This is a genomic window from Undibacterium sp. FW305-107 (assembly GCF_058788535.1).
In genome coordinates this window covers 1-22502 of record NZ_JBYTAV010000010.1, presented here as the reverse complement: position 1 = coordinate 22502, position 22502 = coordinate 1, and the positions used below count along the sequence as shown (strand labels likewise).

Here is a 22502-nt window from a genome sequence, read left to right as displayed (position 1 = left end):
TACCCAGACACCGGACCAGAAAATGCCCAGCACTACGCCGCCAGTCAGTAACAATATCAACTTCTTCCGCAACTATAACCGCCTGGTTGGTTTCACCTATATCGCCATCGTCGTGCTGACCATGGGATTTTTCCTGTTCCAGATAAGGCAAAAACACACGGAAGAAATCAAGGTCATACAAGGCCATGTAGACAGGCATGGGCAATTTGTTGAATTCATCTTGCGCTCATCGCTCGATAGTCTGGAAGCCATGCGTATCTCGGCGGCCAATTTCTACGACAGCGCGCCACCAGTATTGAGCGAAACAGAAACGCATCCAGGGCATTCGCCCCTGTTCAAAAAACTGGAACAGGAAGCGCAAAGCTTTGATCTCGACAAGGCACCAGAAAAAGATGCGACAGGCAATCTGAACGGCCTGGGTAAACTGCAAGGCCGCACGCCTGAGTTTTATTTGGATGTGGAAATGGCGCTGAATCTGAATCAGGTGTTCCAGGCGATTGCCTTCAATTTACCGAACGCCAGCGAAAGCCGTTTCATCTCCATTGACAATTTCTCCAACACCTATCCCTGGCTGGATTCAGCCAAACGTCCACATAGCGACAAGGTATATCAAAGCCAGGCCTGGCTCATGGGCACGCCTGCGAAAAACCCTACTGGTGAAAAATACTGGGCACCTGTGTATTACGGTGGCACGGCCACGGGCTTGCTGGTACCAACGGCGGCCCCTATCTACCGTGATGACAGATTCCGTGGCGTAGTCTCCATCGATACCAGCCTCGATTACCTTAACCGTATCAACGCTGACTTTGCCTATACGCCAGGTACAGCCTTCCTGGTGGATGCCTATGGTGAAGTCGTCGCCCACCCTGAGGCCTATGCCAATGCGCTGGAAGTGCAGGCCACGCAAAGACTGGAAAAAATCATGCCTGCAGGCATACTCACAGACGGTAAACGCCTGACTGACATTCCTGCAAATCAGGCCGTCGAGATGGGTGATTATTTGCTGATACGCCACCCCTTTATCTCAGCCCCCTGGCAACTGGTGTATGTCGTCCCCAGGAACCAGCTCTGGAAAAACCTGCTATGGGAACGCGGCCCCATCATGCTGCTGGTGATACTGGGGCTGACCTTGTTAATGGTTGTCACCTATTATGTGACCACGCGAGAATTCATTTCACCTGCATCCAAGCTGGTGGCACATATCGCAAAAGAAAGCCAGTTCACCCCGGCCCCAATACCGGTAGTGCCAGGCACCTGGAAACCCTGGTTTGAAACCATATCGCAAGCCTTCAAGCAAAGCCTGCAACTGGTCAGCATCAGGCAGGAGCTTGATATTGCTGCCAACATGCAACTATCGATCTTGCCGCGCCACTGGCCCAATGAAAAAGAGTTTTCTCTATGGGGTATCATGCGCTCAGCCAAGGAAGTGGGTGGCGATTTCTATGACCACTTTTCACTCGGCAACGGCAAGATAGGCATAGTCGTGGCCGACGTTAGCGGCAAGGGTGTGCCTGCCGCCCTGTTTGGCATGGTATCGAAAACCCTGATACGTGCAACAGCGACCCGCAATGCCAGCGAGCCTGGCGAAATCATTGCCATCGCCAATGACATACTGGCAGAAGATAATGATGAATGCATCTTCGTCACTACCTTCTACGCCGTGCTTGATCCCGCAACTGGCATACTTACCTATGTGAATGGCGGTCACCCGCCACCACTGCTGGTACACCAGGATGGCACAACAGAATTTTTACCCATGACCGGTGGCAGCGCCCTCGGCATCATGGATGGCATACCCTTCGCACAAAAAACCGTACAGTTACAAGCGGGTGACTATGTGCTGATGTATACCGATGGCGTGACCGAGGCCTTCAATCCGCAAAATGAAGAGTACACGCCCGATCGCCTGCCACCGCTGTTTGAAAACCGTCCCATCAGCGATGTTAATGAAGCCGTCAACCGCACCGTTGCCGATGTTGACCTGCATGCGAATGGCGCGCCGCAATCGGACGACATTACCTGCGTCGCCCTGCACTTTCATTTTGCGAAAAATAGTACAAAAGACAGTACTACAGACAGTGTGGCCGATAATAAACCACAAGAAGATCAACTGGCATCATGATGACATTCAAATCCACCATCTTTAGCCTCGCCTTGTGTTGCACACTTTTAATGCTGAATTGTGCTGCACATGCCACCAGCCTGGCAGAAATCAAACAGCGCGGCAAGCTCGTCGTCGGGGTCAAAAAAGACGTGCTGCTGTGGGGCTATCAGGACAGCACTAGCGGCAAAATCATAGGTATGGAACCTGACCTGGCGCAAAGCATAGCCACTGACCTGGGTGTGCAACTGGAACTGGTGGGTGTGCTGACGGCTGAACGCATAGACGCAGTCAAGAATGGCCAGGTCGATATACTGATTGCCACACTGACCGATACACCGGAGAGGCAAAAAGAACTGAACCTCATCCTGCCGCATTACTACAGTTCAGGCGTCAACCTGCTGACCCGCAAGAGCGAGAATTTCAAGGAATGGACAGACCTCAAGAACCGCCGCGTCTGCAGCCGCCGTGGTGCTTTTTACAATCGCCGTGTGACGGTCACCTATGGTGCCGATGTGGTCGCCCTATACTCGAATGACTGGTCCAAACAGGCATTGCGCGATGGCCGCTGTGCCGCCCTTGTATATGACGATACGGCTATCGCCGCCATGCTACGGGATCCCGAATGGGCCAATGATTTTGTCATGCCCATGACCACCATCTTCACCACGCCATGGTCAATTGCGATTTCACCGGCAGAGCGCGGTGGCGAACTGGAAAAATATCTTTCCAAGACCATTATCAACTGGCACAGGAATGGCTATCTGCAGCAAGTAGAAAAATCCTGGTCCATACCACCGTCACGCTTTCTCGATGACATGCACAAGACCTGGAACAAGAAAAGTGGCGACAAATGGCTATGCGGTGACAGCATCAGTCCAAGCACACCGAAAGAATGCCTGTGAAAGATGATTTGCCAGCACCTATCCGTGACAATCATCAAATCACCGAGGCGATGACGGATTTGTATGACCGCTATTACACCAGCCACGAATATGAAAAGCGTTATCCCAAACCCAACCAGGGTACCCTGCACTTTCTGTTTGACAATGGAGCAAGAGAGGCAAAAGACATACTCGATTTTGGTTGCGGCAATGGCCGCTATGCCCTGCCCCTGTTACAGCAGACCAACGCTAGGCTGACCGGTTTTGATATCTCACACGCTGCGATCGCCGAGCTGTCGCGTTTTTTACAAAACAATCCGCATGCAGGACGCATGCGTCTGTTCGACGGTGACGCACAGATACTCAATGGGCAAGGCGACTATGACATGGTCATGCTGATGTTTGGTGTACTCAGCCATGTTGGCGACCATACCGCCAGGCTGGCTACGCTGAAACAATTACGCAGCCTGATGCGACCTGAGGGCAAACTGGTACTCAGCGTGCCCAGCATTTTCCGCCGTCGTCCCTTTGAATTGTTTGCAGCTCACTGGCAACGCATGACGGGCAAAGCGCGTGATACACAAAAAGAACCGGGTAATATTTTATTCACCCGTAATATAGACAAGCAGGCACATCAGTTTTTTTATCACCTGTACTCTGTTGCAGGCCTGCGTGCAGAATTGCAGGAGGCTGGCTTTACCATCACCGCCCTGTCACCTGAAAGCCTGCTGCCTGAATGGATGATTACCCAGCACGATCTTTTGGGCAAGCTTGATGAAGCCCTGCTACCCTTGCTGCCAGCCGCCCTGGGTTATGGCATACGTGTGGTTGCGGTACCTGTATAAATATGATTCAGCCATGATTCAAACATGATCACGTATTCAAAAAAAATAAAATTCTATTGCAGCCTGCTTTTACTCATGATGTTTTTCATGACTGCAGTACAGGCCCAGACAACGAAGCCCCCAGCAGCAAGTGAAAGACTGACACTGATACACGAGCGTGGCGCCATCATTGTCGGCGTCAAAACCGATTACCCGCCTTTTGGCATGCTAGATGCGAATGGTGTGCCCGAAGGTTTCGAGCATGATCTGGCTGCTGACATCGCCAAACGCCTCGGCGTGCAGTTACGCAAAGTCAGCGTCACCGGCAGCAACCGCCTGCAGAAATTGCAGGAAGGCGTAATCGACCTGGTGATCGCCACGACGGGAGACACGGAAGAACGCCGCCAGATCGTGACCATGATAGAGCCTAATTACTATGCGTCTGGTGTCACTCTGTTCATGCCACCAACAGCGAACATCAAGGACTGGGCAGATACCCGCGGCCATCCGGTATGCGCCACCCAGGGCTCCTACTTCAACCGCGTCATGCAACAGCGCTATCTGATGGAATTGCAGATGTATAACAATGCCAGGGATGCCAAACTGGCCGTCAAGGATGGGCGTTGCATAGGCTATCTGTTCGACAATACCGCCGTCATCAATGATCTCGCCAACCCTGAATGGAAAGGCTATAAAGCACCCCTGCCGCCTACCCTGAATACGCCCTGGGCGATGGCTATCAGCAAGAGTGAAAAAGGTACGGAATTTGAAAAAATGCTCGGCGATATCGTCGCCGACTGGCACCGCAGCGGCTTTTTGCAAGAACGGGAAAAAGCCTGGGGTATAGCGCCATCCAAATTTCTCGCAGATACCCACGCACTGTGGCAAAAAGAGGAAGCTGACAAGATACCTTTTTGCCACCGCATGGCAGATGGCAATTGGCGTGCAGAATGCCGTAACCAGGTTTTTCTGACATCAACGGATGTAGATGGTCTGGCACAACTCGGTCTGTGGCTCAATGAAACCACAGGCATCAACCTGACCCTGGTGTATGACAGCTTTGACCGCAGCCAGTTCTTTTATGGATTGCTGGTGACGCTGGCCCTGACGGTTTTGTGCATCACTTGCAGCCTTTTATTGGGCTGGGCCGGTGCAGTATTTGCAGAATCAAAGGGATGGCTCTTGTCTGCCACAGCACGATTGCTGGGCACGATAGGCCGCATGACGCCACCACTGCTGTGCATGTATCTGCTGCTGTTTGGCGTAGGTGCGATACTCAGTGAATCTGTAGGCATCGCACTGCCTGCCTTTGGCGTCGTGGTGTTTTGCCTCAGTGTCTACACTGGAGCTGGTGTCATGACGGCTTTGCTGGATGCTGCAACGGCTTATCGCTTGCAGCACGGCGAATTCCGCCTGCGATTTGCCAACACTTCACAAATCGCCAGGCTGGCCAGCGGCTCAGTCACGGCTTCTCTCATCAACGTCTCCAAAGCCACCATGATGGCGTCTGCGGTCGCGGTGCCAGAACTGCTGTCGGCCACTACTTCCATCATCAATGAACGCGGCAATGTCGGTGTCATGATGAATGCCTTGCTGCTGACCTTCTTGCTTATTATCTTTGCCGTCGTGCGTGTCATACGCCAGCTTGAACAAAAAATCCTGGCGAGGGTCGCATGATGGAAACCGCTGAAATCTTCCAGCATCTGCTGACCTGGACACCGTATCTGCTCGGTGGCTTTGCCATGAACATCTGGATCTCCATCGTCGCCATGCTCATAGGCACGGGCATAGGCTGGTTGCTGGCATCCTTGCGCCTGTCCACTCATCCACGTCGCGTTAAAGTCAGCCTGGTGGCAACTGAATTTTCACGCAGCATACCCACTATCGTATTCCAGTTTTACCTGGCTTTCATGCTACCATCTGAAATCTTACTGCCTTATTTCAAGACCATCATCAGCTTCCCAGTGTGGATCAAGGCGGCACTGGCATTGGCAATCGCCGTCATCGGCTTCACCAGTGATAACCTGACGATTGCCATGGATGAATGGAAGAAAGGCAATCACCATGCCGCCTTCCTGTTCATCCCCAACTGGACCAGTTATGCGCTGATCATCGTCATGGCATCCAGCACGGCTTCCATCATCGGTGTCAGCGAACTGGTCAGCCGCTGCAATACCGTCATCAATGCGACGGGTAATACAGCTTTGATGCTGCCGATTTATTTGTATGCCTGCTTGTTCTTCTTTTGTTTTTGTTATCCGCTGACTTTATTGATGAAGCGGATTTCGAGGCGGCTGAAGCTGCGGTATGGGATGGAGAGTTGAGATAGGCGTAGGCCGGGCAAGCGACGTAGGTTGGGCTACGGTTCACCAGCCCAACACTCGGCTTTTAATAACGTATACGTTTGTTAAGGCTCAGTGTTGGGCTGATAACCCGTAGCCCAACCTACAATAAAATACGCCCAACGGAATTTCGCCCCCATCAACTCCAACTCAAATCCGTATGCGCCAACGGCAACTGCCTGACCCGCTTGCCGGTCGCCGCAAAAATCGCATTGCACACCGCCGGTGCCACCGGCGGGAAGGCAGGTTCACCCAAACCCGTCACAGGAAAATCCGTCTTCAGGAAATGCGCCTCTACCTTGGTATAACTATCCTTGATGCGCAGCAAGGGATACTCATTAAAATTGCCTTGCACGACACGGCCACGCTGTATGTCCAACTCAGGGAACATCAGGGTGCTGATACCATCCAGGACAGAACCCTGCACCTGGTTTTCTGCGCCGCTCAGATTGACGATCTGCGAGCCTATGTCAGTCACGACGACGACGCGGTCCACCTTGACTTCACCCTTTTTGCTGACCGTGACTTCAGCAACCTGGGCGATATAGCCGCGATGGCTAAAATAAAAAGCGATGCCTTGCCCCTGGCCACGGGAGAATTTCTTTTTACCCCAGTCAGACTTGACAGCCACTTCCCGTAATACTCTCTTCATGCGGCCAACATTGTAGGGCTGGCCGCGCTCACCGGTCCCCGGCATGATGTCCTTGTCACCCAGGGTCTCCAGAAAAAATTCCAGCGGGTCACGCCCTGCGGCATGGGCAAGTTCATCCAGGAAGCTGCGGAAGACCCAGGCAAACACATTACTGCCCGGTGCACGCCACGGCCCCATAGGGATATGCGTTTCCAGCAGGGTTTGTTCGAGCTGGCAATTCTCTACCCATCGCCCAGGAAATTCATCGGTAGACAGATTGGCTCCACTGCCCGGCTGTAAAACTGGCTTGCCATCACGCATGACCTTATTGGCAAAGCTGACGAAATGATTTTGCCAGGCGATGAGCTTGCCCTTGTCATCCACGCCACCTCGCAGGAAATGGAAGCCACCCGCACGATAATGATCATGCCGCATATCATCTTCACGCGACCAGGTCAGCTTGACCGGCGCATTGACACGTTTCGCAATCGCCGCCGCTTCGACGATAAAGTCAGAACTCAGGCGACGGCCAAAGCCACCACCGCTGCGGGTGATATGCAGCTTGATTTTTTCCTTGGGCATGGCCAGGACATCGGCCACCAGGTTCTGGCCTGATTCTGGCAACTGGGTCGGTGCCCAGATTTCAAGGCTGGCATCCTGAGCATTGAAAGCAGCCGTGCAATTTTGCGGCTCCATACTGGCGTGCGAAATGAAAGGATAGCTATACGCTGCCTCCACCGTTTTGGCTGCCTTGCTCAGCGCAGCAGCGACATCGCCATCCTTGCGTAAGACATTAGCACCTGGCTGGGTAGACAGTTTTTTTGCCTGCGCAGAAAAATCTTCCCAACTGGCATTCGCGCCCTTGCCCTCATCCCATTTCACTTCCAGTAACTTACGGGCACTGAAAGCGGCCCAGGTGGTTTCGGCAATGATGGCAACACCGGGCATGAGGCCGCGCAGGTTTTCTGTGCCTTCAATAACAAAAGCATCCTTGACGCCAGGCTGGGCCTTGATATGGTCGAGATTGGCACTGACCACCTTGCCACCAAAAACCGGGCATTTTTCATAGACTGCATACAGCATGCCAGGCAATTTCACGTCTATGCCAAACAGTGGCTTGCCGGTAACGATGGATGGATTATCGACCCCGCCTATGCGCGTACCCAGCAACTTGAATTGCGCCGGGTCCTTGAGCTTGACATCCTTGGCATCTGGCACAGGCAATGTGGCAGCTTTGGCGGCCAATGCCGCATACGTCAGTTTGCGCTGGCTGGCAGCATGGTGCACGGCACTGTCAGCCGCATGGCATTCAGATGCTGGCACATTCCAGGTTTGTGCAGCAGCACTGACGAGCATGGTACGCGCCGTGGCACCCAGCCTATGGAATTCATTGTAATTGGTTGGTGTCGAAGTCGAACCACCAGCACCCTGGCTGCCATAGGCAGGATTAAGGTCGCCCTGGATGATGCGCACATCCTTCCAGTTCACTTCCAGCTCTTCGGCAATTACCATAGGCAGTGAAGTCTTGATGCCCTGGCCTATCTCTGGCTGCTTGGAAACCAGGGTCACCGTGCCATCACTGCCTATGCGTATCAAGGCATGTGGTACAAAATCTGTAGATGTAGTAGCGGCAGTAGCTGCCGTGGCAGCAGGTTTGCTGATCTGCGCCAGCGCACTGTCGCCAGACCCCAGATAAGCCAGCACCAGACCACCGCCAGTAAACGCTGACATACGCAAAAAATCACGGCGTGCCGGGGAGCTTGCTTCAGCCCGCACTGAGCCATTTTCAAGTTTATTCATTTTGCCCCCTTCTTCTTGCCATTAGCGATTTCTGCCGCCCTGTGTATGCCTGCACGTATGCGTATATAGGCAGCACAGCGGCACAGGTTACCACCCATGGCAGCATCGATATCAGCATCAGTAGGATGGGGTTTGTCTTTCAGCAAGGCAGCAGCCGTCATGATCTGGCCGGCCTGGCAGTAACCGCATTGCGGCACGTCCAGCTCTTGCCAGGCGGTTTGCAGCGGGTGCATGGCCTTGGCATCCAGGCCTTCTATGGTGGTGACTTTTTGCTTGCCCAAGGCTGATACCGGCACCATGCAGGAACGGGTAGGCACACCATTGATTTGCACGGTACAGGAACCGCATTGCCCTACACCACAACCATATTTGGTGCCGACCAGGTTCAGGCTGTCACGCAGCGCCCATAGCAAGGGAGTATCGGGCGCAACGTCCACCGCCTGCATCTTGCCGTTAATGTTCAGGGTATGTTTGCTCATAGTGCGTCCACTCCAAGATGGGTCAACAAGGTGCTGGTTACAGACCATCAGCATAAACTATCCTGACGGATTCCTGCATTTGACCAAGAATCTGACTATCAGTTCAGCCCGGGCAAAGATTCTACGGCAAAATCACCAGTCCTGAATGCTGAAAAGAATTACGGTCACCACGACGATAACTTCGGTAGACATATTTGCCTTCCACAGTCTTGCTGCACATGGTGCAAGGGACTGCATGATCAATATCGTGAATGCCGATTTGCTGCAAGGCACGTCTGGCCAACACATTCAGATCAACATGACGGTAACGCGGGTTGATGGCGCCGGCATCCAAGTCAGGAAACTGCCGCACAAAATCCGCAGCCAGTTCTTCGCTGACTTCAAAGCAGCAAGGGCCTATGTGTGCACCTATGGCCGCTACCCAGTCTTGCGGCTGCTCACCTTGTGCAGCCAGCTCTTGCCACAAGGTTTGCACCACCCCGCCAACGATACCGCGCCAGCCTGCGTGTGCAGCGGCGATCATCTTGCCATCACGTCTGGCCATCAAAACCGGCACACAATCAGCAGTAATCACAGTCACCGGTATGCCGGGCATGCGCGTGAAAAAAGCATCGGCATCGCCACACTGCTGGAATTGTTCTGTCACTTCCACCACCCGGGTGCCATGTACCTGCAGCTTGTTGGGCACGGTATCCCAATGCCCGCTGAGGCTGGCTGGCACAAAGTCCCGGGCATTACCAAAGCCATATTGTATGCCGGGTATGCTGGCGAGAATGGCGCTGTGGTGGTGACTGCGATACAAGGCTGGCTCCGGTGAATTGAGTGAAAGCAAGATTTTAGCGAACTTTGGACTTTAACGCCCGGCTTGCCCGTATATATCAGTGACGCACTACTGCCGCGCATGCAACTCAGCCAATTCCTTAAACCTGCCTATGACAAACTGCGCCACCGGCGAATGGCTGCGCCCCCGCAGCGAAACAATGCCCACCTCGGAATGCATATTCGGGATACCCTTTATCACCAGCGGCAACATCAGGCCACGCTGGATTTCATCCGCCACCGCAGCATTGATGGCAGCCAGTATGGTGTCTGACTCCAGGGCAGCACGCTTCAATGTCAACACATCGTCACATTCAAGCGCAATCGGCAAGGCGGCCCCTGCGGGCAAACCCAGCAATTGCGCCAGTGCCTTGCGTATCGCTTGCGGCAAACGCACCGATGCCAGGCCATAATCGAGAATATCCACTGGCAGCCTTTCTGACTTGCTCAATAGCGGGTGCCCGGCACGCACAAAAAGCCCGCCACGCTGGCGCGCCAGCAAATCAATGTCCAGATCCTGGTCCGGCGGCAAGTCACGTGTATCTGCCACAAAAAAATCCAGCTCTTCGCTGCGCAGATGCTGGGCCAGGTATTCCCAGTTATTGACTTCTACCCGCAAACTGACGCTGGCAAAATTCTGCCGCAATTCCGGCATCAGCATGGGCAGCAAGGTCGCCGCCGGAAATGGCCCCACGCCTATCGCCAGCTCACCTATCTGCTTGCTGCGGTATAGCTCTATATCCCTTTGCAGGCAATTGCTGTCAAACAGCAGCTTGCGCGCCCTGTCTATAAAAAAACTGCCCGCAGGAGTAGGCAGCACCTCGGTCGTGCCACGGTCAAACAATTGCACCTGCAACTCAGCCTCGGCCGCCTGTATGCTACGGCTGAGGGCAGATTGCGACAGGTGCACACGCTCGGCGGCACGGGCAAAATTCTTTTCATCTGCCAGGGCAACTACATGTTTGAGGCGCTTTAGTTCCATGATGTTCCATTAGCCTAACCTGAAGTAGACACATAAAAGCCAGCAATGTGCGTGTTTTTCAATGTTATTACTTCAACATATCCATGCACGTGATGCATTGATTTTAGTCCAAGAATGCATTGGACAACTACAACTAGCTGCCCTACGCTCTTCCATAAAATAAATAATGGAGACTGTCATGCATCATTTGAAGTTAAATCCTCTCGCCGCCCTGCTCGTTGTCAGCGTCACTAGCAGCCTCATCCTTAGCGCTTGCGGGCAAAAGGCCAGCAACGCCCCCATGGGCGACGCCACGGCCACCACCGTCAAAGCCAATGCCGACATGGCACAAAGCCTGGCGCTGGACGACCAGCAAGACTTTGAAGATGCCAAACGTGGTTTGATCGCCAAGCCAGAAGGCAAAATCCTTGGCCCCGCAGGTGAAGTGCTCATCGATTTCGATGCATGGAAATTCATCGATGGCGCGGCCCCTGCCACTGTCAACCCCAGCCTGTGGCGGCATGCAAAACTCAATGCACAAATCGGCCTGTTCAAAGTTACTGATGGCATTTACCAGCTGCGCGGCTTTGATATCGCCAATATGAGCATCATCGAAGGCAAGACGGGCTGGATCATCGTTGACCCGCTGACTTCAAAAGAAAGCGCCACCGCCGCCCTCGCCTTCGCCCGCAAACACCTGGGTGACAAGCCAGTGACCGCCATCGTCTTCACCCATAGCCATGCTGATCATTTTGGTGGCGCACTCGGCGTCATCACGCCAGATGAAGTCAAAAGCAAAAACATCCCCGTCATCGCGCCAGACGGTTTCATGGAAGAAGCCACCAGCGAAAACATCCTCGTCGGCACCGCCATGGCCAGGCGCTCTGGCTACCAGTTTGGTAAAGACCTTGAGCGTTCCGCCAAGGGACTGGTCGATACCGGCCTGGGCAAAGGCCTGGCCTACGGCAGCATAGGCGTGCTCGAACCCAATCAGCTCATCACCAAACAAACACAAGAGCTGATGCTGGATGGCGTGAATTTTGTCTTTCACAACGTGCCAGGCGCAGAAGCACCATCAGAACTGACCTTCAGCATCCCCGATAAAAAAGCCTATGCCGGTGCCGAAATACTCGCGCAAACCATGCACAATCTCTTGCCAGTGCGCGGTGCCAAGGCACGCGATGCCCAGCGCTGGAGCAGCTACCTCGAACAGGCGCTGGCACAAAGCGCCGATGCCGATGTCTATTTTGGCCAGCACAACTGGCCCATCTGGGGCAAGCCACGTATTGCAGAATTCATTACCAAGCAGCGCGATGTTTACAAATACACCCATGACCAGACCGTGCGCCTCATCAATGCGGGATACACGCCCTACGAAATCGCCGACAAGATCAAGTTGCCCAAATCACTGGAAAATTATTTCGGCGCACGCGGCTACTACGGCGACCTGCGCCACAATGTCAAAGCCGTCTATCAGTTCTACATAGGTGCATATGACGGCAACCCCGCCAACCTGAATCGCCTGCCACCACAAGAATCTGCCAAGCACTACGTAGAGTTGCTGGGCGGCGCAGACAAAGCCATCGCCGCTGCACAGGCCTCTTTTGACAAAGGCGAATACCGATGGACCGCAGAACTGCTGAACCACGTTGTCTTTGCCGACAGCAAAAACAATAACGCCAAAGAACTCCTGGCACGCACCTACGAGCAAATGGGCTATGCAGCAGAAGCATCCACCTGGCGCAACAGCTACCTCACCGCCGCCAATGAACTACGCAACGGCCCACCCGCCAAAGGCGTCAACCGCGCCGCCATGATAGACATGCTGAGCCAAACCCCGATAGAACGCTTCCTCGAAGCCATGGCCGCCGGCCTCAACGGCCCCGATGCCGAAGGCAAGGATTTCAAGCTCAATCTGGTACTGACCGACACCAAAGAGTCTTACGTGCTATGGATAGAAAACGCAGTACTGCATCACAAAAAAGCTGAACCGGTAAAAGACGCAAACGCCACCCTGACGCTGACCAAACCTATCTTCATCAAGATGATGGCGGGAACGGCAGGTGTTAAAGATACGCTGTTCAGTGATGACTTGAAGGTGGATGGGAGCAAGATAGATCTGGTGCGATTTTTCAGCTTGATCGACAAGGCACAGGGGGCGTTTGGGATTGTGACAAGGTAAACATATATAAATATCGCACTGCCCAACTCATTGGAAAGTGCGATTCACACTATAACTTGCTATGCATTTTTTGAGACTCTTAACCAACGGCTAAATGATGCCAAGTTTATGGAAAAAAATCCTATTTCTCATTTCAGAGTCTTGCAACAACTTTTCCCAACTCAACACTTCAATATATAAGTTGATATTATCAACCCATTTAAACCATCCCTTACGATCAGCCATAGGTTTGAAGTCTTTCTCACGGCTCAACCATTTTTCAACTTTTGGGCTAAGCTCGCAAACAACATATCCATAAAATGGAGTGGTCTCACCAATATTGATCTTTAAGCCTTTAGGTGTTTTGAATTCACCATCACGAATACCGTTTGTGTAACGAATGATCTGTTGAATTGGATCATCGTCAGACGATGGATTTGCAAAATCATCCCGATTCGGTTTTTTAAATTCGAATATTGTCACTGGATTGCTAGTTTCATTTTCAGAACGAAAAGCAATTCTTTTGCTATAAATTAAAATATCTGCACGGTCTGTCACTCCACCATTTATAGCTCTATCAGACGATATGAAGCTACTAAAATTCAATCGCTCGTCAATCAGCCATAAATTGTGATCGTCATAGAACGTATTATTTGAATCAGTTTTCGTAGGGAAAATAATATCATGCACAGCCTTCTCTGAAGAATATCTACCGTCTGCCCCTATTTCGAGGCTTTTCCTAAATATTTCCAAAACTTGCCGCCGCATTGCTACATAATGAACCAAATCGTTTTTGCTTTGATCGGAAAGTTTTCCAACAATTTCTGATACTGCAGTCAAAGTTTCATCTGAACTTTCTCTACTCAATATCTCCGTCACTTCACGTCGAATCTGTACTTCTGCTTTGAATTTTTCTCTTTGAAGTAATGCTTCAATTTCTGCATCGGAACAATGAAGCGGGAAAGTGGAACTATCGAGATTTTTAATTATGCTCTTATGCCAGGGCGCCCGCTCAGTAACATAATCGGAAATACGCTCGACCTTTTTTTCTTGCCGAGATTTAACTTCACTGAGCACCGCATTCTTCGCAATTTCAGCAGCTTTTTTTTCTATATCTTCCTGCGAAATTCCAAAAGTAGAATCGTTCTCACGTTGAAATTCAAAATCACCCCGTTCAAGAGAAACCGTCTTATCTAAAAAATCACTAATAACATACACTTTTACGATGAAATTCCGATCTGCACTTCCAGCTCCATTCAGATTTTCATCGCAAAATTCATCTTCAAATTCAGGAACGTATTTGTAAATAGCTGTCTCAGTAACGGCGCGCCTATGAGCGACAAGACTAATCTTACTTTTTTTGTTTCTCGGAGAGTAAATCTTAAAAACACGTACGGAGAATTCTTTATCGCCATTATTCGATTTAAGAATAAATCGGGGCTCAGGCGAATGTACCTCTCGGATTACTGCTTTAGAACTTCCCAAATAATCATTCAAAACTATTGGGTTCTTTCCGTCAATCTCTTGAATGGAAATTTTTGGACATATATAGTCAGGAACTATAAAATATGGAAGCAGCATTTCAACGATGTTTCTCGCGACCGTCTCTAATTTACTATCAAGCGACGCCATCGTTTTCATATCACGAATGAGAACCTCAGTTCCGGTCTCAGTCTTTTGAGCACCGACATTATCTTCGTTAACGATAATGTCGTAGCCCGTGCCAAGTGAAAATGTTCTACAGAAAAATTCTTTATTAAAATAAATACTTTTAACATCCATCCCACCGAAATACTTCAGGCAAGTAAATCTTCCAAATCCTTTGCCACCTTCATTAGCTTTGTAGTCGCTATAAAATGTGTCAAAAGAATCTCGATTTTTTTGATCAAACCCAATTCCGTTATCAACAACTCTAATACTAATTATTTTTGGCAAAGATTCGTCAATTTCGGCTTGAGCAGATCGAATCATTGTAACTACAACGGAACCATCATTCTTTTTCGATGCATCAATCGCCTGAATGCCATTAACGATAGTTTCGACAATTGGAGTGTAAACGGTTGTGTTAGACCGTATATTTTCAACAGCACGCTTAATATTGACATTACTCATACGAGACTCACCAATGCTCAAAGTAGACATTGCGCTCTCCTTTGAGATGCGCACTATCCACGCATCTTATTACATTTATAGCAATTCGGAACATAAACGTCGTTTATGTAAATAATTTTTCCTCATTTCAATACGTTGAAATATCGTCAGACAGTCTAAGAGTACACAAATAATACTGAATATACAATCAGTATTATTTTTAATTAAAAACTATAAATTCCCCCAGGCAACTAACATTCCCCTACAAAATCATTCCCTCCAGCAACCACCTTGCATACAACCCTGACTACGTTTATATTGCTGGGTTGCCTGCCCGGGCAGCGCGCTTTTTTGAGCGTATGACAATTATTCAGAGTGGCCATGTCCGCAGAACCCCAGATCAAGATTTACCAAGACGATATCACGCCATTTTTGCAGCGCCTGCCTGCTTTTTTTCTCTTCCCTTTCAAGCCTGCGCCGCTGATCATGATTGCGGGGCTGTCGGCCCTGAGTATCGTCACGGTGTTTGCCTTTGGCATGTTTCGTGGCTTGCTGATGCTATTCTTTTTGCGCTATGCATATGCGGTCATGGAAATGGCGTCCATGGGCAAGCTGGAGCCCAAATGGGATGACATCACTATCTGGGGCAATAAGGACAAGCGGCCCTACAAGCAAAACCTGGTGTTCTTGCTGTATTTTGTATTGATGATCGTGGTCTCTGCTTATGCCATCAAACCGGATGCAAGCGTTTCAGCGGCAGCTAGCAAAGCCGCCGCAGCAAGTTCGCATCTGCCTGCTGCAGCATCGCTACCGGCAACACCAGGCAATGACACCTACCCTGCCCGCAAGCCTGCTGCACCGGATGAGGACGACGACAGCGCTGAGCACGATGAACAGAAAACCATCAGTCAATATGATATGACTGGCCCCAAGGTCAGCGATGGCAGTGAAGAGGTTGCCCGACGCATCGCCATGCGCGAGGCGGAGCTGACCTATGGTACGCAAAACGGCACACAAACCGGTACGCAAAATACTGGTATGGAAGAAGGCCACAGCAATCAGCCGCGCAGCAGGATGGATAAATTCATGGCGCCGGACGTGCATTTCGCCAAATGGTTTTATCTGGTCGCCATACTGTTCGCCCTGCCGATACCTGCTGCCGTAATGGTGCTGGCGATAGAAGACAATGCCTGGCGCGCACTCAACCCAGCAACGGCGCTGTTCTTCATACGTGGCATGGGTGCATCCTATTTCGTGGTGTGGGCGATCTTTGGTGCGGTCTTGCTGGCTATAGAGGGCTTGCGCCATCTGATACCGCCCACCTGGTCGCCTCTCGTGAGCGTGCCGCTGATGACCTTCCTGAATTTTTACCTGATCCTGGCAACCTACTCGATGATGGGCTATGTGCTGTATCAATACCATCAGCAACTCGGTTTGCATGTTGTGGTAGATTTTGATACGCACAGGGACAAGGCAAAAGCGCAGGACAATGCGGCGCCAGCATCATCCGACCCATTTATACAGCGCATTGATGCACTCTTGATGCGGGGTGAGCTCGATGCCGCCTTGCGCATACTGGAAGATGAAATGCGCTACGAGCGCGGCAATCTGAGCCTGAATGAAAAACTGTATCAACTGCTATTGCGCAAAGGCGATGAAAAGCGCATCTGCGAACAGGCGCGGCGTTACATGCTGGTCCTGGGTAAAGCTGGTTATCACGAAAAAGCCATGCACATGCTGAGCGAGCTAAAAAAACGCGACCCGGCTTTTGAAGTGCAGCCTGACGATATCCTGCAAGTTGCCAGTAGTGCTTTTGCGACCAATGATTTCAAGGCCGCGATGAATTTGATACAGGGCTTTGATAAGAAAAATCCCAAGCATGAAGATATCCCTGCCGTATACATGCTGGCCGCCCGCCTGTCCGGCGACCATTTCCGCAAATATGCGCAAGCAATTTCTATCGTGAAGGTGATCTTGCAACGCTATCCGGATGCAAGCGTAGTTGCAGAGGCGAGTACCTATCTGGAGAAAATGCAGAAGATGATGGCAGCGTTACCGTCTGCGGCACCTGCAGTAGCAAGCTGATCTGCCTGCTTGCGATTTACTTAAAAAACAGAGACCATTTGTAGCAAATGGTCTCTGTTTTTTTATGCGGAAAAGCCTGATTCACTCAAGCAATCTAAGCCATCTAAGCCAACAAGCAAGAGTAGGTCCGATTAGTGAAACGTAATCGGACGCATGTAAGACATTGAAACAGCAGGTCTCTCAAACATAACACCAGAGTCGTTTTGTGATATGAGCACTTTAGGGATTGATGACTTATCTTGCTGGATTCACTTTAATATAGCGAACATCATCTTTTTCGACGTATCTTGAGTGAGTCAACATGCGTACGATTGCGCGATGCTAATCGTACCTGCGCTGGTGTCATATTTAAGTTTTGATGAAAAACCGAAAAATCAGGTTTCCAAGAAAAGCCCCTAATAAACTTCCAGCAACACAAAACGGCAAGACCATTAATGCAAGAAGTGGCGCATACGATAAATTTCCAAGGTCAACCGAAACTCCCATATAAAAGGCTATAGAATGAATCACAGAACTTAAAACCGCCATCAAAAAACCAAGTATTACAGATTTCAATATGTAATTCTTATTTTCAAATAAACCAATAAGAAAACCACACAAAACAAACCAAGTGTATGGAAGATATCTGGATTCTTGTGATAAATGTGGAGTAGTTAAATACCATAAAGTTGCTGCTGTTAATTGAAACAGCAATGCGATGCCGATCACGATATAGGTTTTTTTTGAAAATTTCATTTTGTCCGGCCGTCTGATTTCAAAATAACCTGCTAATAGAATTGATCGATTTAACCAGCCTAGATACTCTTATTCATGCCACAAGCTCACGAATTCACTAAAACTATGGGCTACGAAAAATGATTGTTCCGACGCTGGATCGAATATCTCAACTGTAGGCGAGCTTTTATTAAAATTCAAACAAATCAAATAATCTCCGGCATCTCTCGCTATGGGAATAAATTTTTCCGGTAGCAAGAGTAGGTACGATTAGTGAAACGTAATCGTACGCATGCAAAACGTTGAAACAACTATAGGTCTCTCAAACATGATGCGTGAGTCAACATGCGTACGATTACGCAAAGCTAATCGTACCTACAAGGCTTGCTTATCGTTAGTCTCGCATTTTCACAAAATGTTAACCCAAATTCTGTGCATCTCTTTATTACCCCTGTTTTTCAAACTTAAACTCAAGCCAACAACGCCGAAATAAAATCCTTCTTGTCGCTCTTCGCCACTTCCTTGAATTGCAGTGCTGATTCAACATGATGCAAGTGATGGGCCATCAGGTCTACGGCTTTTTCTACATCCCCTGCTTTTGCTGCCTTGATAAATTCTACGTGTTCGTCTGAAGAGCAGCTGGCGTCGCGGCTGGATTGGTAGAGCATGGTGATGAGGGAGCTGCGACCTGCCAGTTTCATGAGGATGTCGGTCAGTACCTGGTTGCCGACGGTCTTGGCGAGCAGGATGTGGAAATCGCTGAGCAGGGTTGAGCGTTCCTGGACGTTGTTGTCGATGATGGCCTGGCGTTCCTGGAGCAGGTGTTGTTCTATCCTGGCGTAATCTTCTGCTGTGGCCTTGGCGATGAATTCGCGCACGAGGGCGGCTTCAAGTATGCGGCGGACAGCAAATATCTCGTGCGCTTCCTGTTCACTGGGCTTGCTGACGAAAGCGCCTTTTTCTGGCACGAGGTCGATGAGCTTGTCCTTGGCGAGCATGACCAGGGCGGCGCGGATTTTGGTACGGCTGACGGAATACATGCGCGCCAGTGCCTCTTCCCTGAGCTTGGTGCCTGGCGGCAGCCTTTGCTCGGCGATGGCCGTGGTGATGTCTAGGGCGATGGCTTCTGAGCTGTCTGCCTGGTCTGTATTCGTGGTGACGGTCATATTCTTATTTACCTGTAGAGCTAAGCGTACTGCATGATGAGCTAAGGCGAAATTGTAACCTCTAGTGGACTGTAACAGTGAAAGCGCAAGTGAAGGACATGCGCCCGACGAACCAGGGCAAGGCGCAAAACACAGCGATAGCGGGGCTATCGCGAGTATTTGCAACACCGCCATGGTCGTCGCGCGCATGGCAGGCACTTCGCTTTCACTGTTACAGTCCACTACAAGCACAACGCCCAAAGATTTCCATCCTTGGGCGTTATTTTTATTCAACTTATATTGACCTGGCGCAGTCAGCAAATGAAAAACTGTATCATCCCGCCGCCAGCTCTGCCTTGCTATTCGCCAGATCATAACTGGCAATTGCTGCAGTATCACCATTCAAGACTGCATGGGCGCGGCTCCTGTCTATGTCTTTTTCCCATGCTGCGACGACGACGGTAGCGACGCAGTTACCGATCAGGTTACCCAGGGCGCGGGCGATGCCGATGAACCAGTCTACCGATAACACCAGCACCAGGCCCACTACCGGGATGGCGGGTATGGCAGACAAGGTTGCTGCCAGGATGACTATGGCCGAGCCGGGTACGCCATGCGCGCCTTTGGAGGTGACCAGGGCAATCGCCAGTATCGCCAGCAAATCAGAAAATGCCAGCGGGGTATTGGTGGCCTGGGCGATGAATACGGCGGCCAGCGTCAGGTAAATTGAAAAGGCGTCGAGGTTGAAGGAATAGCCGGTGGGTATCACGAGGCCAACTGTGGTGTCCTTGATGCCCATGTATTCAAGTTTTTTCATCACCTGCGGCAAGACAGAGTCAGAGGATGCTGTCGCCAGCACTACCAGCAATTCTTCACGCAGGTATTTGATGAATTTGAAGATATTGAAGCCAGCGACTTTCAATATCCCACCCAGGATGACAAATACAAAAATGATGACGGCGGCGTAAAACAAAATCACCAAAAAGCCCAGTTGCTTTAATGACCCCACCCCATATTTGCCCACGGTGAAGGCAATTGCACCAAACACGCCCAGAGGCGCGAGCTTGATGATGAAGGACATGCACTTGAAAAATACTTCTGACAGGCTGCTGATCGAGTCGGCAATGGGGCGGGCTTTTTCACCTACCAGTGACAGGGCACAGCCGAAGATCAGCGAAAACAGCAAGACTTGCAGCACATCACCCGAGGTAAATGCACTGACCACGGTGGTAGGGATGATCTTCATGACAAATTCGGCAAAGCCTGCGCTTTTGACCTTGTTGGCATTATCGACATATGTGCTGAGAGTGCTGGCATCCAGCGAGGCAGGGACGATGTTCATGCCCTCACCGGGGTGGAAGATGAAAGCCAGTGCCAGGCCTAATACAAGGGCTATCGTTGTCACCACTTCAAAGTAAATCAGGGCTTTCAGGCCGACGCGCCCTACTTTCTTGAGCTCACCTGCACCATAAATGCCATGTACAACAACACAAAAAACGATCATGGGAATGATCATCTTGATCAGTTTGATAAAACCATCGCCTATGGGTTTGAGGCTGACGCCAAAGCTGGGGTACAAGACCCCTATCAGTATCCCGGCTGCCAGGGCAATAAGCACCTGACCAAAAAGTGATTTGTAGATACGCTGCACGATTACCTCCTGATTGACTGGTTAGCACTACTTGATGTGACTTAACTCAAACTTCACTCCAACTTATTGATACATATACGAAAATTCTTGCAGACCTCACCGTCAAGCCAGCTTTTCAGGAAGCGATCTGAAATCAAATATACTGCATCCAATTATTGTATGCAATAAATGAATTCAATAGTAGAATCCAAAAAAACAGGCAAAAATGGCAGTTCCCCAAGCCAGGTAATTGCGGCATACATAACAAGACAAGCCGGGACAGCCACAGCTCACTACGAAGCCTGCATGAGACACCTACACCTAACAAAAGGAGGAGACCAGCATGTCGAGCAAGATGCATTCCTACGCGAGTTGTGGCTCGCAAATCATGAACAGGGCTGACGTATTGGCGCAACATACCGAAACACCGGGCATGTTGACGCGCACTTACCTGACCCCTGAGCACCACAGTGCCGCCGCCCAACTGGCTGAATGGATGTGCGCTGCCGGCATGAACGTGCGGCGCGATATGGCGGGCAATGTCATAGGTCGCTATGAAGGCCTGGAACCCGATACCCCCGTCCTGTTGACCGGTTCCCATTTTGATACGGTGCGCAATGCCGGTAAATATGACGGCAACCTGGGCATCTTGCTGCCGCTGGCCTGTGTGGAACAATGGCATGCGGCTGGCCAGCGATTTCCGTTCGCGATAGAGATCATCGGCTTTGCGGAAGAAGAAGGCGTGCGCTTCAAGGCCACCCTGCTGGGCAGCCGCGCCGCCGCAGGCACATTCGACATGGCCGTGCTGGATAATCTGGATGACAGCGGCGCGAGCATGCGCGAAGTGATGACGGCTTCCGGCTTTCATCCAGCCGGGCTGGCCAAGGCGGCCTATGACCCGGCCAGCGTACTGGGCTTTGTCGAAGTCCATATAGAACAAGGGCCGGTCTTGCTCAATGAAGGGCTGGCACTGGGCGTGGTGACTGCTATTTCCGGTGCCACCCGTTATACGGTCGAGGTGGAAGGTTTGGCAGGACACGCTGGCACAGCGCCAATGGGCATGCGCCGTGATGCAGCCATGGCCGCAGCAGAAACCGGCCTGTATATAGAACAGCGCTGCCAGGGTGTACCCGGCCTGGTTGGCACGGTTGGCCAGTTCAACGTACCGAATGGTGCGACCAATGTGGTGCCCGGCAAGGCCGTATTTTCCATCGACATACGTGCTGAGCAAGACGCAGTGCGCGAGCAGGCAGTGGCCGATGTGCTGACACAAATCGAGCGCATCGCGGCACGCCGCAAGGTGCATTTCAATTTGCGCAGAACCCATGAAGCGGCCAGCGTGCCTTGTGCGCCATGGCTGCAACAGCAACTGGCTGACTCCATCATTGCTTGCGATGTACCGCTGCGTCACCTGCCCTCTGGCGCAGGACATGATGCGATGGCAATGGCTGCCATCTGCGACGTTGCCATGCTGTTTGTACGTTGCGGCAATGGTGGCATCAGCCACCACCCGGATGAAATCATGACGGCAGAAGATGCCGCACTCGCCGCGCAAGCCTTTGCCCATTTTGTTGAACACTTTCAATCGAGGCGTCAGGCATAAGACGCCCAACCATACTCAACACTCACCATGAAAGCTCTCCACCATGAATAACTACGAACAACTCGACGCCTGGGTAGACAGCCACTTTGACGAGCAGGTCAAATTCCTGCAAGAACTGGTACGCGTACCGACCGATACCCCACCCGGCAATAATGCCCCACATGCAGAACGCACCGCTGATCTGCTGCAGGACATGGGCATCACAGCAGAAAAACATGCAGTGCCGGATAGC

General features: G+C 51.1%; 17 protein-coding genes and 1 pseudogene. 9 read left to right on the top strand and 9 right to left on the bottom strand.

Features of this window, described 5'->3' with window-relative positions; translation table 11 throughout:
• Positions 1–22 precede the first annotated feature (22 nt).
• The 5 genes from AC3WQT_RS21320 (at position 23) to AC3WQT_RS21300 (ending at position 6133) form a co-directional block, all read left to right on the top strand.
• Positions 23–2122, top strand: a complete 2100-nt coding sequence (locus AC3WQT_RS21320; RefSeq protein ID WP_492706873.1) for a SpoIIE family protein phosphatase — start codon at positions 23–25, stop codon at positions 2120–2122.
• Complete coding sequence (locus AC3WQT_RS21315; RefSeq protein ID WP_492706871.1) at positions 2119–3006, top strand: transporter substrate-binding domain-containing protein; 888 nt, start codon at positions 2119–2121, stop codon at positions 3004–3006. Before AC3WQT_RS21320 ends, AC3WQT_RS21315 begins: the two co-directional genes overlap by 4 nt.
• A complete protein-coding gene (locus AC3WQT_RS21310) occupies positions 2997–3830 on the top strand; it encodes a class I SAM-dependent methyltransferase (protein WP_492706869.1) in 834 nt (277 codons plus the stop codon). Before AC3WQT_RS21315 ends, AC3WQT_RS21310 begins: the two co-directional genes overlap by 10 nt.
• Before the next feature lie 87 nt (positions 3831–3917).
• Entirely contained in the window at positions 3918–5486 is a 1569-nt protein-coding gene (locus AC3WQT_RS21305) for a transporter substrate-binding domain-containing protein (protein WP_492706867.1), read from the top strand.
• A complete protein-coding gene (locus tag AC3WQT_RS21300) occupies positions 5483–6133 on the top strand; it encodes a polar amino acid ABC transporter permease (RefSeq protein ID WP_492706865.1) in 651 nt (216 codons plus the stop codon). The genes AC3WQT_RS21305 and AC3WQT_RS21300 overlap by 4 nt, the downstream gene beginning before the upstream one ends.
• Positions 6134–6290: 157 nt before the next feature.
• On the opposite strand, the gene AC3WQT_RS21295 is transcribed toward AC3WQT_RS21300, so the two are convergent.
• From AC3WQT_RS21295 to AC3WQT_RS21280, 4 genes are all read right to left on the bottom strand, one after another.
• Positions 6291–8582 carry a xanthine dehydrogenase family protein molybdopterin-binding subunit gene (locus AC3WQT_RS21295; RefSeq protein WP_492706863.1) on the bottom strand — a complete coding sequence of 764 codons (2292 nt, stop codon included), beginning with the start codon at positions 8580–8582 and terminating at the stop codon, positions 6291–6293.
• Positions 8579–9061, bottom strand: coding sequence for a (2Fe-2S)-binding protein (locus AC3WQT_RS21290; RefSeq protein WP_492706861.1), 483 nt, complete (start codon positions 9059–9061; stop codon positions 8579–8581). Before AC3WQT_RS21290 ends, AC3WQT_RS21295 begins: the two co-directional genes overlap by 4 nt.
• A 121-nt stretch (positions 9062–9182) precedes the next feature.
• Positions 9183–9863, bottom strand: coding sequence for a peptidoglycan editing factor PgeF (pgeF, locus tag AC3WQT_RS21285; RefSeq protein ID WP_492706859.1), 681 nt, complete (start codon positions 9861–9863; stop codon positions 9183–9185).
• Between the two features lie 87 nt (positions 9864–9950).
• Complete coding sequence (locus tag AC3WQT_RS21280) at positions 9951–10862, bottom strand: LysR family transcriptional regulator (protein ID WP_492706857.1); 912 nt, start codon at positions 10860–10862, stop codon at positions 9951–9953.
• A gap of 178 nt (positions 10863–11040) precedes the next feature.
• Between AC3WQT_RS21280 and AC3WQT_RS21275 the strand changes: the two genes are divergently transcribed.
• Positions 11041–13023: an alkyl/aryl-sulfatase gene (locus AC3WQT_RS21275; RefSeq protein WP_492706855.1), complete on the top strand. Its 1983-nt coding sequence runs from the start codon at positions 11041–11043 to the stop codon at positions 13021–13023.
• Positions 13024–13113: 90 nt separating this feature from the next.
• Here AC3WQT_RS21275 and AC3WQT_RS21270 read toward each other — a convergent pair whose 3' ends face one another.
• A complete protein-coding gene (locus AC3WQT_RS21270) occupies positions 13114–15144 on the bottom strand; it encodes an ATP-binding protein (protein ID WP_492706853.1) in 2031 nt (676 codons plus the stop codon).
• Positions 15145–15474: 330 nt separating this feature from the next.
• On the opposite strand from AC3WQT_RS21270, the gene AC3WQT_RS21265 reads away from it, so the two are divergent.
• Complete coding sequence (locus tag AC3WQT_RS21265) at positions 15475–17178, top strand: tetratricopeptide repeat protein (protein WP_492706851.1); 1704 nt, start codon at positions 15475–15477, stop codon at positions 17176–17178.
• A 348-nt stretch (positions 17179–17526) separates the two neighbouring features.
• Here the strand turns inward: AC3WQT_RS21265 and AC3WQT_RS21260 are convergent, their stop codons facing one another.
• From AC3WQT_RS21260 to AC3WQT_RS21245, 4 genes are all read right to left on the bottom strand, one after another.
• Positions 17527–17913, bottom strand: coding sequence for a hypothetical protein (locus AC3WQT_RS21260; protein ID WP_492706849.1), 387 nt, complete (start codon positions 17911–17913; stop codon positions 17527–17529).
• Positions 17914–17982: 69 nt separating this feature from the next.
• A complete protein-coding gene (locus tag AC3WQT_RS21255; protein ID WP_492706847.1) occupies positions 17983–18150 on the bottom strand; it encodes an SMI1/KNR4 family protein in 168 nt (55 codons plus the stop codon).
• A gap of 212 nt (positions 18151–18362) precedes the next feature.
• Entirely contained in the window at positions 18363–19058 is a 696-nt protein-coding gene (locus AC3WQT_RS21250) for a GntR family transcriptional regulator (protein WP_492706845.1), read from the bottom strand.
• Between the two features lie 313 nt (positions 19059–19371).
• Complete coding sequence (locus AC3WQT_RS21245) at positions 19372–20688, bottom strand: C4-dicarboxylate transporter DctA (protein WP_492706843.1); 1317 nt, start codon at positions 20686–20688, stop codon at positions 19372–19374.
• Positions 20689–21010: 322 nt separating this feature from the next.
• On the opposite strand from AC3WQT_RS21245, the gene AC3WQT_RS21240 reads away from it, so the two are divergent.
• Together AC3WQT_RS21240 and AC3WQT_RS21235 are read left to right on the top strand one after the other, a co-directional pair.
• Positions 21011–22270 carry an allantoate amidohydrolase gene (locus tag AC3WQT_RS21240; RefSeq protein ID WP_492706842.1) on the top strand — a complete coding sequence of 420 codons (1260 nt, stop codon included), beginning with the start codon at positions 21011–21013 and terminating at the stop codon, positions 22268–22270.
• 43 nt (positions 22271–22313) lie between these two features.
• Positions 22314–22502: pseudogene (locus tag AC3WQT_RS21235) on the top strand (peptidase M20); the annotation flags it as partial.

Bases quoted from the DNA above. Each gene is read 5' to 3' on its own strand.
- AC3WQT_RS21250 (WP_492706845.1), bottom strand. From the start codon at position 19,058: ATGACCGTCACCACGAATACAGACCAGGCAGACAGCTCAGAAGCCATC.
- AC3WQT_RS21310 (WP_492706869.1), top strand. From the start codon at position 2,997: ATGCCTGTGAAAGATGATTTGCCAGCACCTATCCGTGACAATCATCAA.
- AC3WQT_RS21265 (WP_492706851.1), top strand. From the start codon at position 15,475: ATGTCCGCAGAACCCCAGATCAAGATTTACCAAGACGATATCACGCCA.
- AC3WQT_RS21275 (WP_492706855.1), top strand. From the start codon at position 11,041: ATGCATCATTTGAAGTTAAATCCTCTCGCCGCCCTGCTCGTTGTCAGC.
- AC3WQT_RS21300 (WP_492706865.1), top strand. From the start codon at position 5,483: ATGATGGAAACCGCTGAAATCTTCCAGCATCTGCTGACCTGGACACCG.
- AC3WQT_RS21270 (WP_492706853.1), bottom strand. From the start codon at position 15,144: ATGTCTACTTTGAGCATTGGTGAGTCTCGTATGAGTAATGTCAATATT.
- AC3WQT_RS21280 (WP_492706857.1), bottom strand. From the start codon at position 10,862: ATGGAACTAAAGCGCCTCAAACATGTAGTTGCCCTGGCAGATGAAAAG.
- AC3WQT_RS21240 (WP_492706842.1), top strand. From the start codon at position 21,011: ATGTCGAGCAAGATGCATTCCTACGCGAGTTGTGGCTCGCAAATCATG.
- AC3WQT_RS21315 (WP_492706871.1), top strand. From the start codon at position 2,119: ATGATGACATTCAAATCCACCATCTTTAGCCTCGCCTTGTGTTGCACA.
- AC3WQT_RS21290 (WP_492706861.1), bottom strand. From the start codon at position 9,061: ATGAGCAAACATACCCTGAACATTAACGGCAAGATGCAGGCGGTGGAC.
- AC3WQT_RS21295 (WP_492706863.1), bottom strand. From the start codon at position 8,582: ATGAATAAACTTGAAAATGGCTCAGTGCGGGCTGAAGCAAGCTCCCCG.
- AC3WQT_RS21320 (WP_492706873.1), top strand. From the start codon at position 23: ATGCCCAGCACTACGCCGCCAGTCAGTAACAATATCAACTTCTTCCGC.
- AC3WQT_RS21260 (WP_492706849.1), bottom strand. From the start codon at position 17,913: ATGAAATTTTCAAAAAAAACCTATATCGTGATCGGCATCGCATTGCTG.
- AC3WQT_RS21305 (WP_492706867.1), top strand. From the start codon at position 3,918: ATGACTGCAGTACAGGCCCAGACAACGAAGCCCCCAGCAGCAAGTGAA.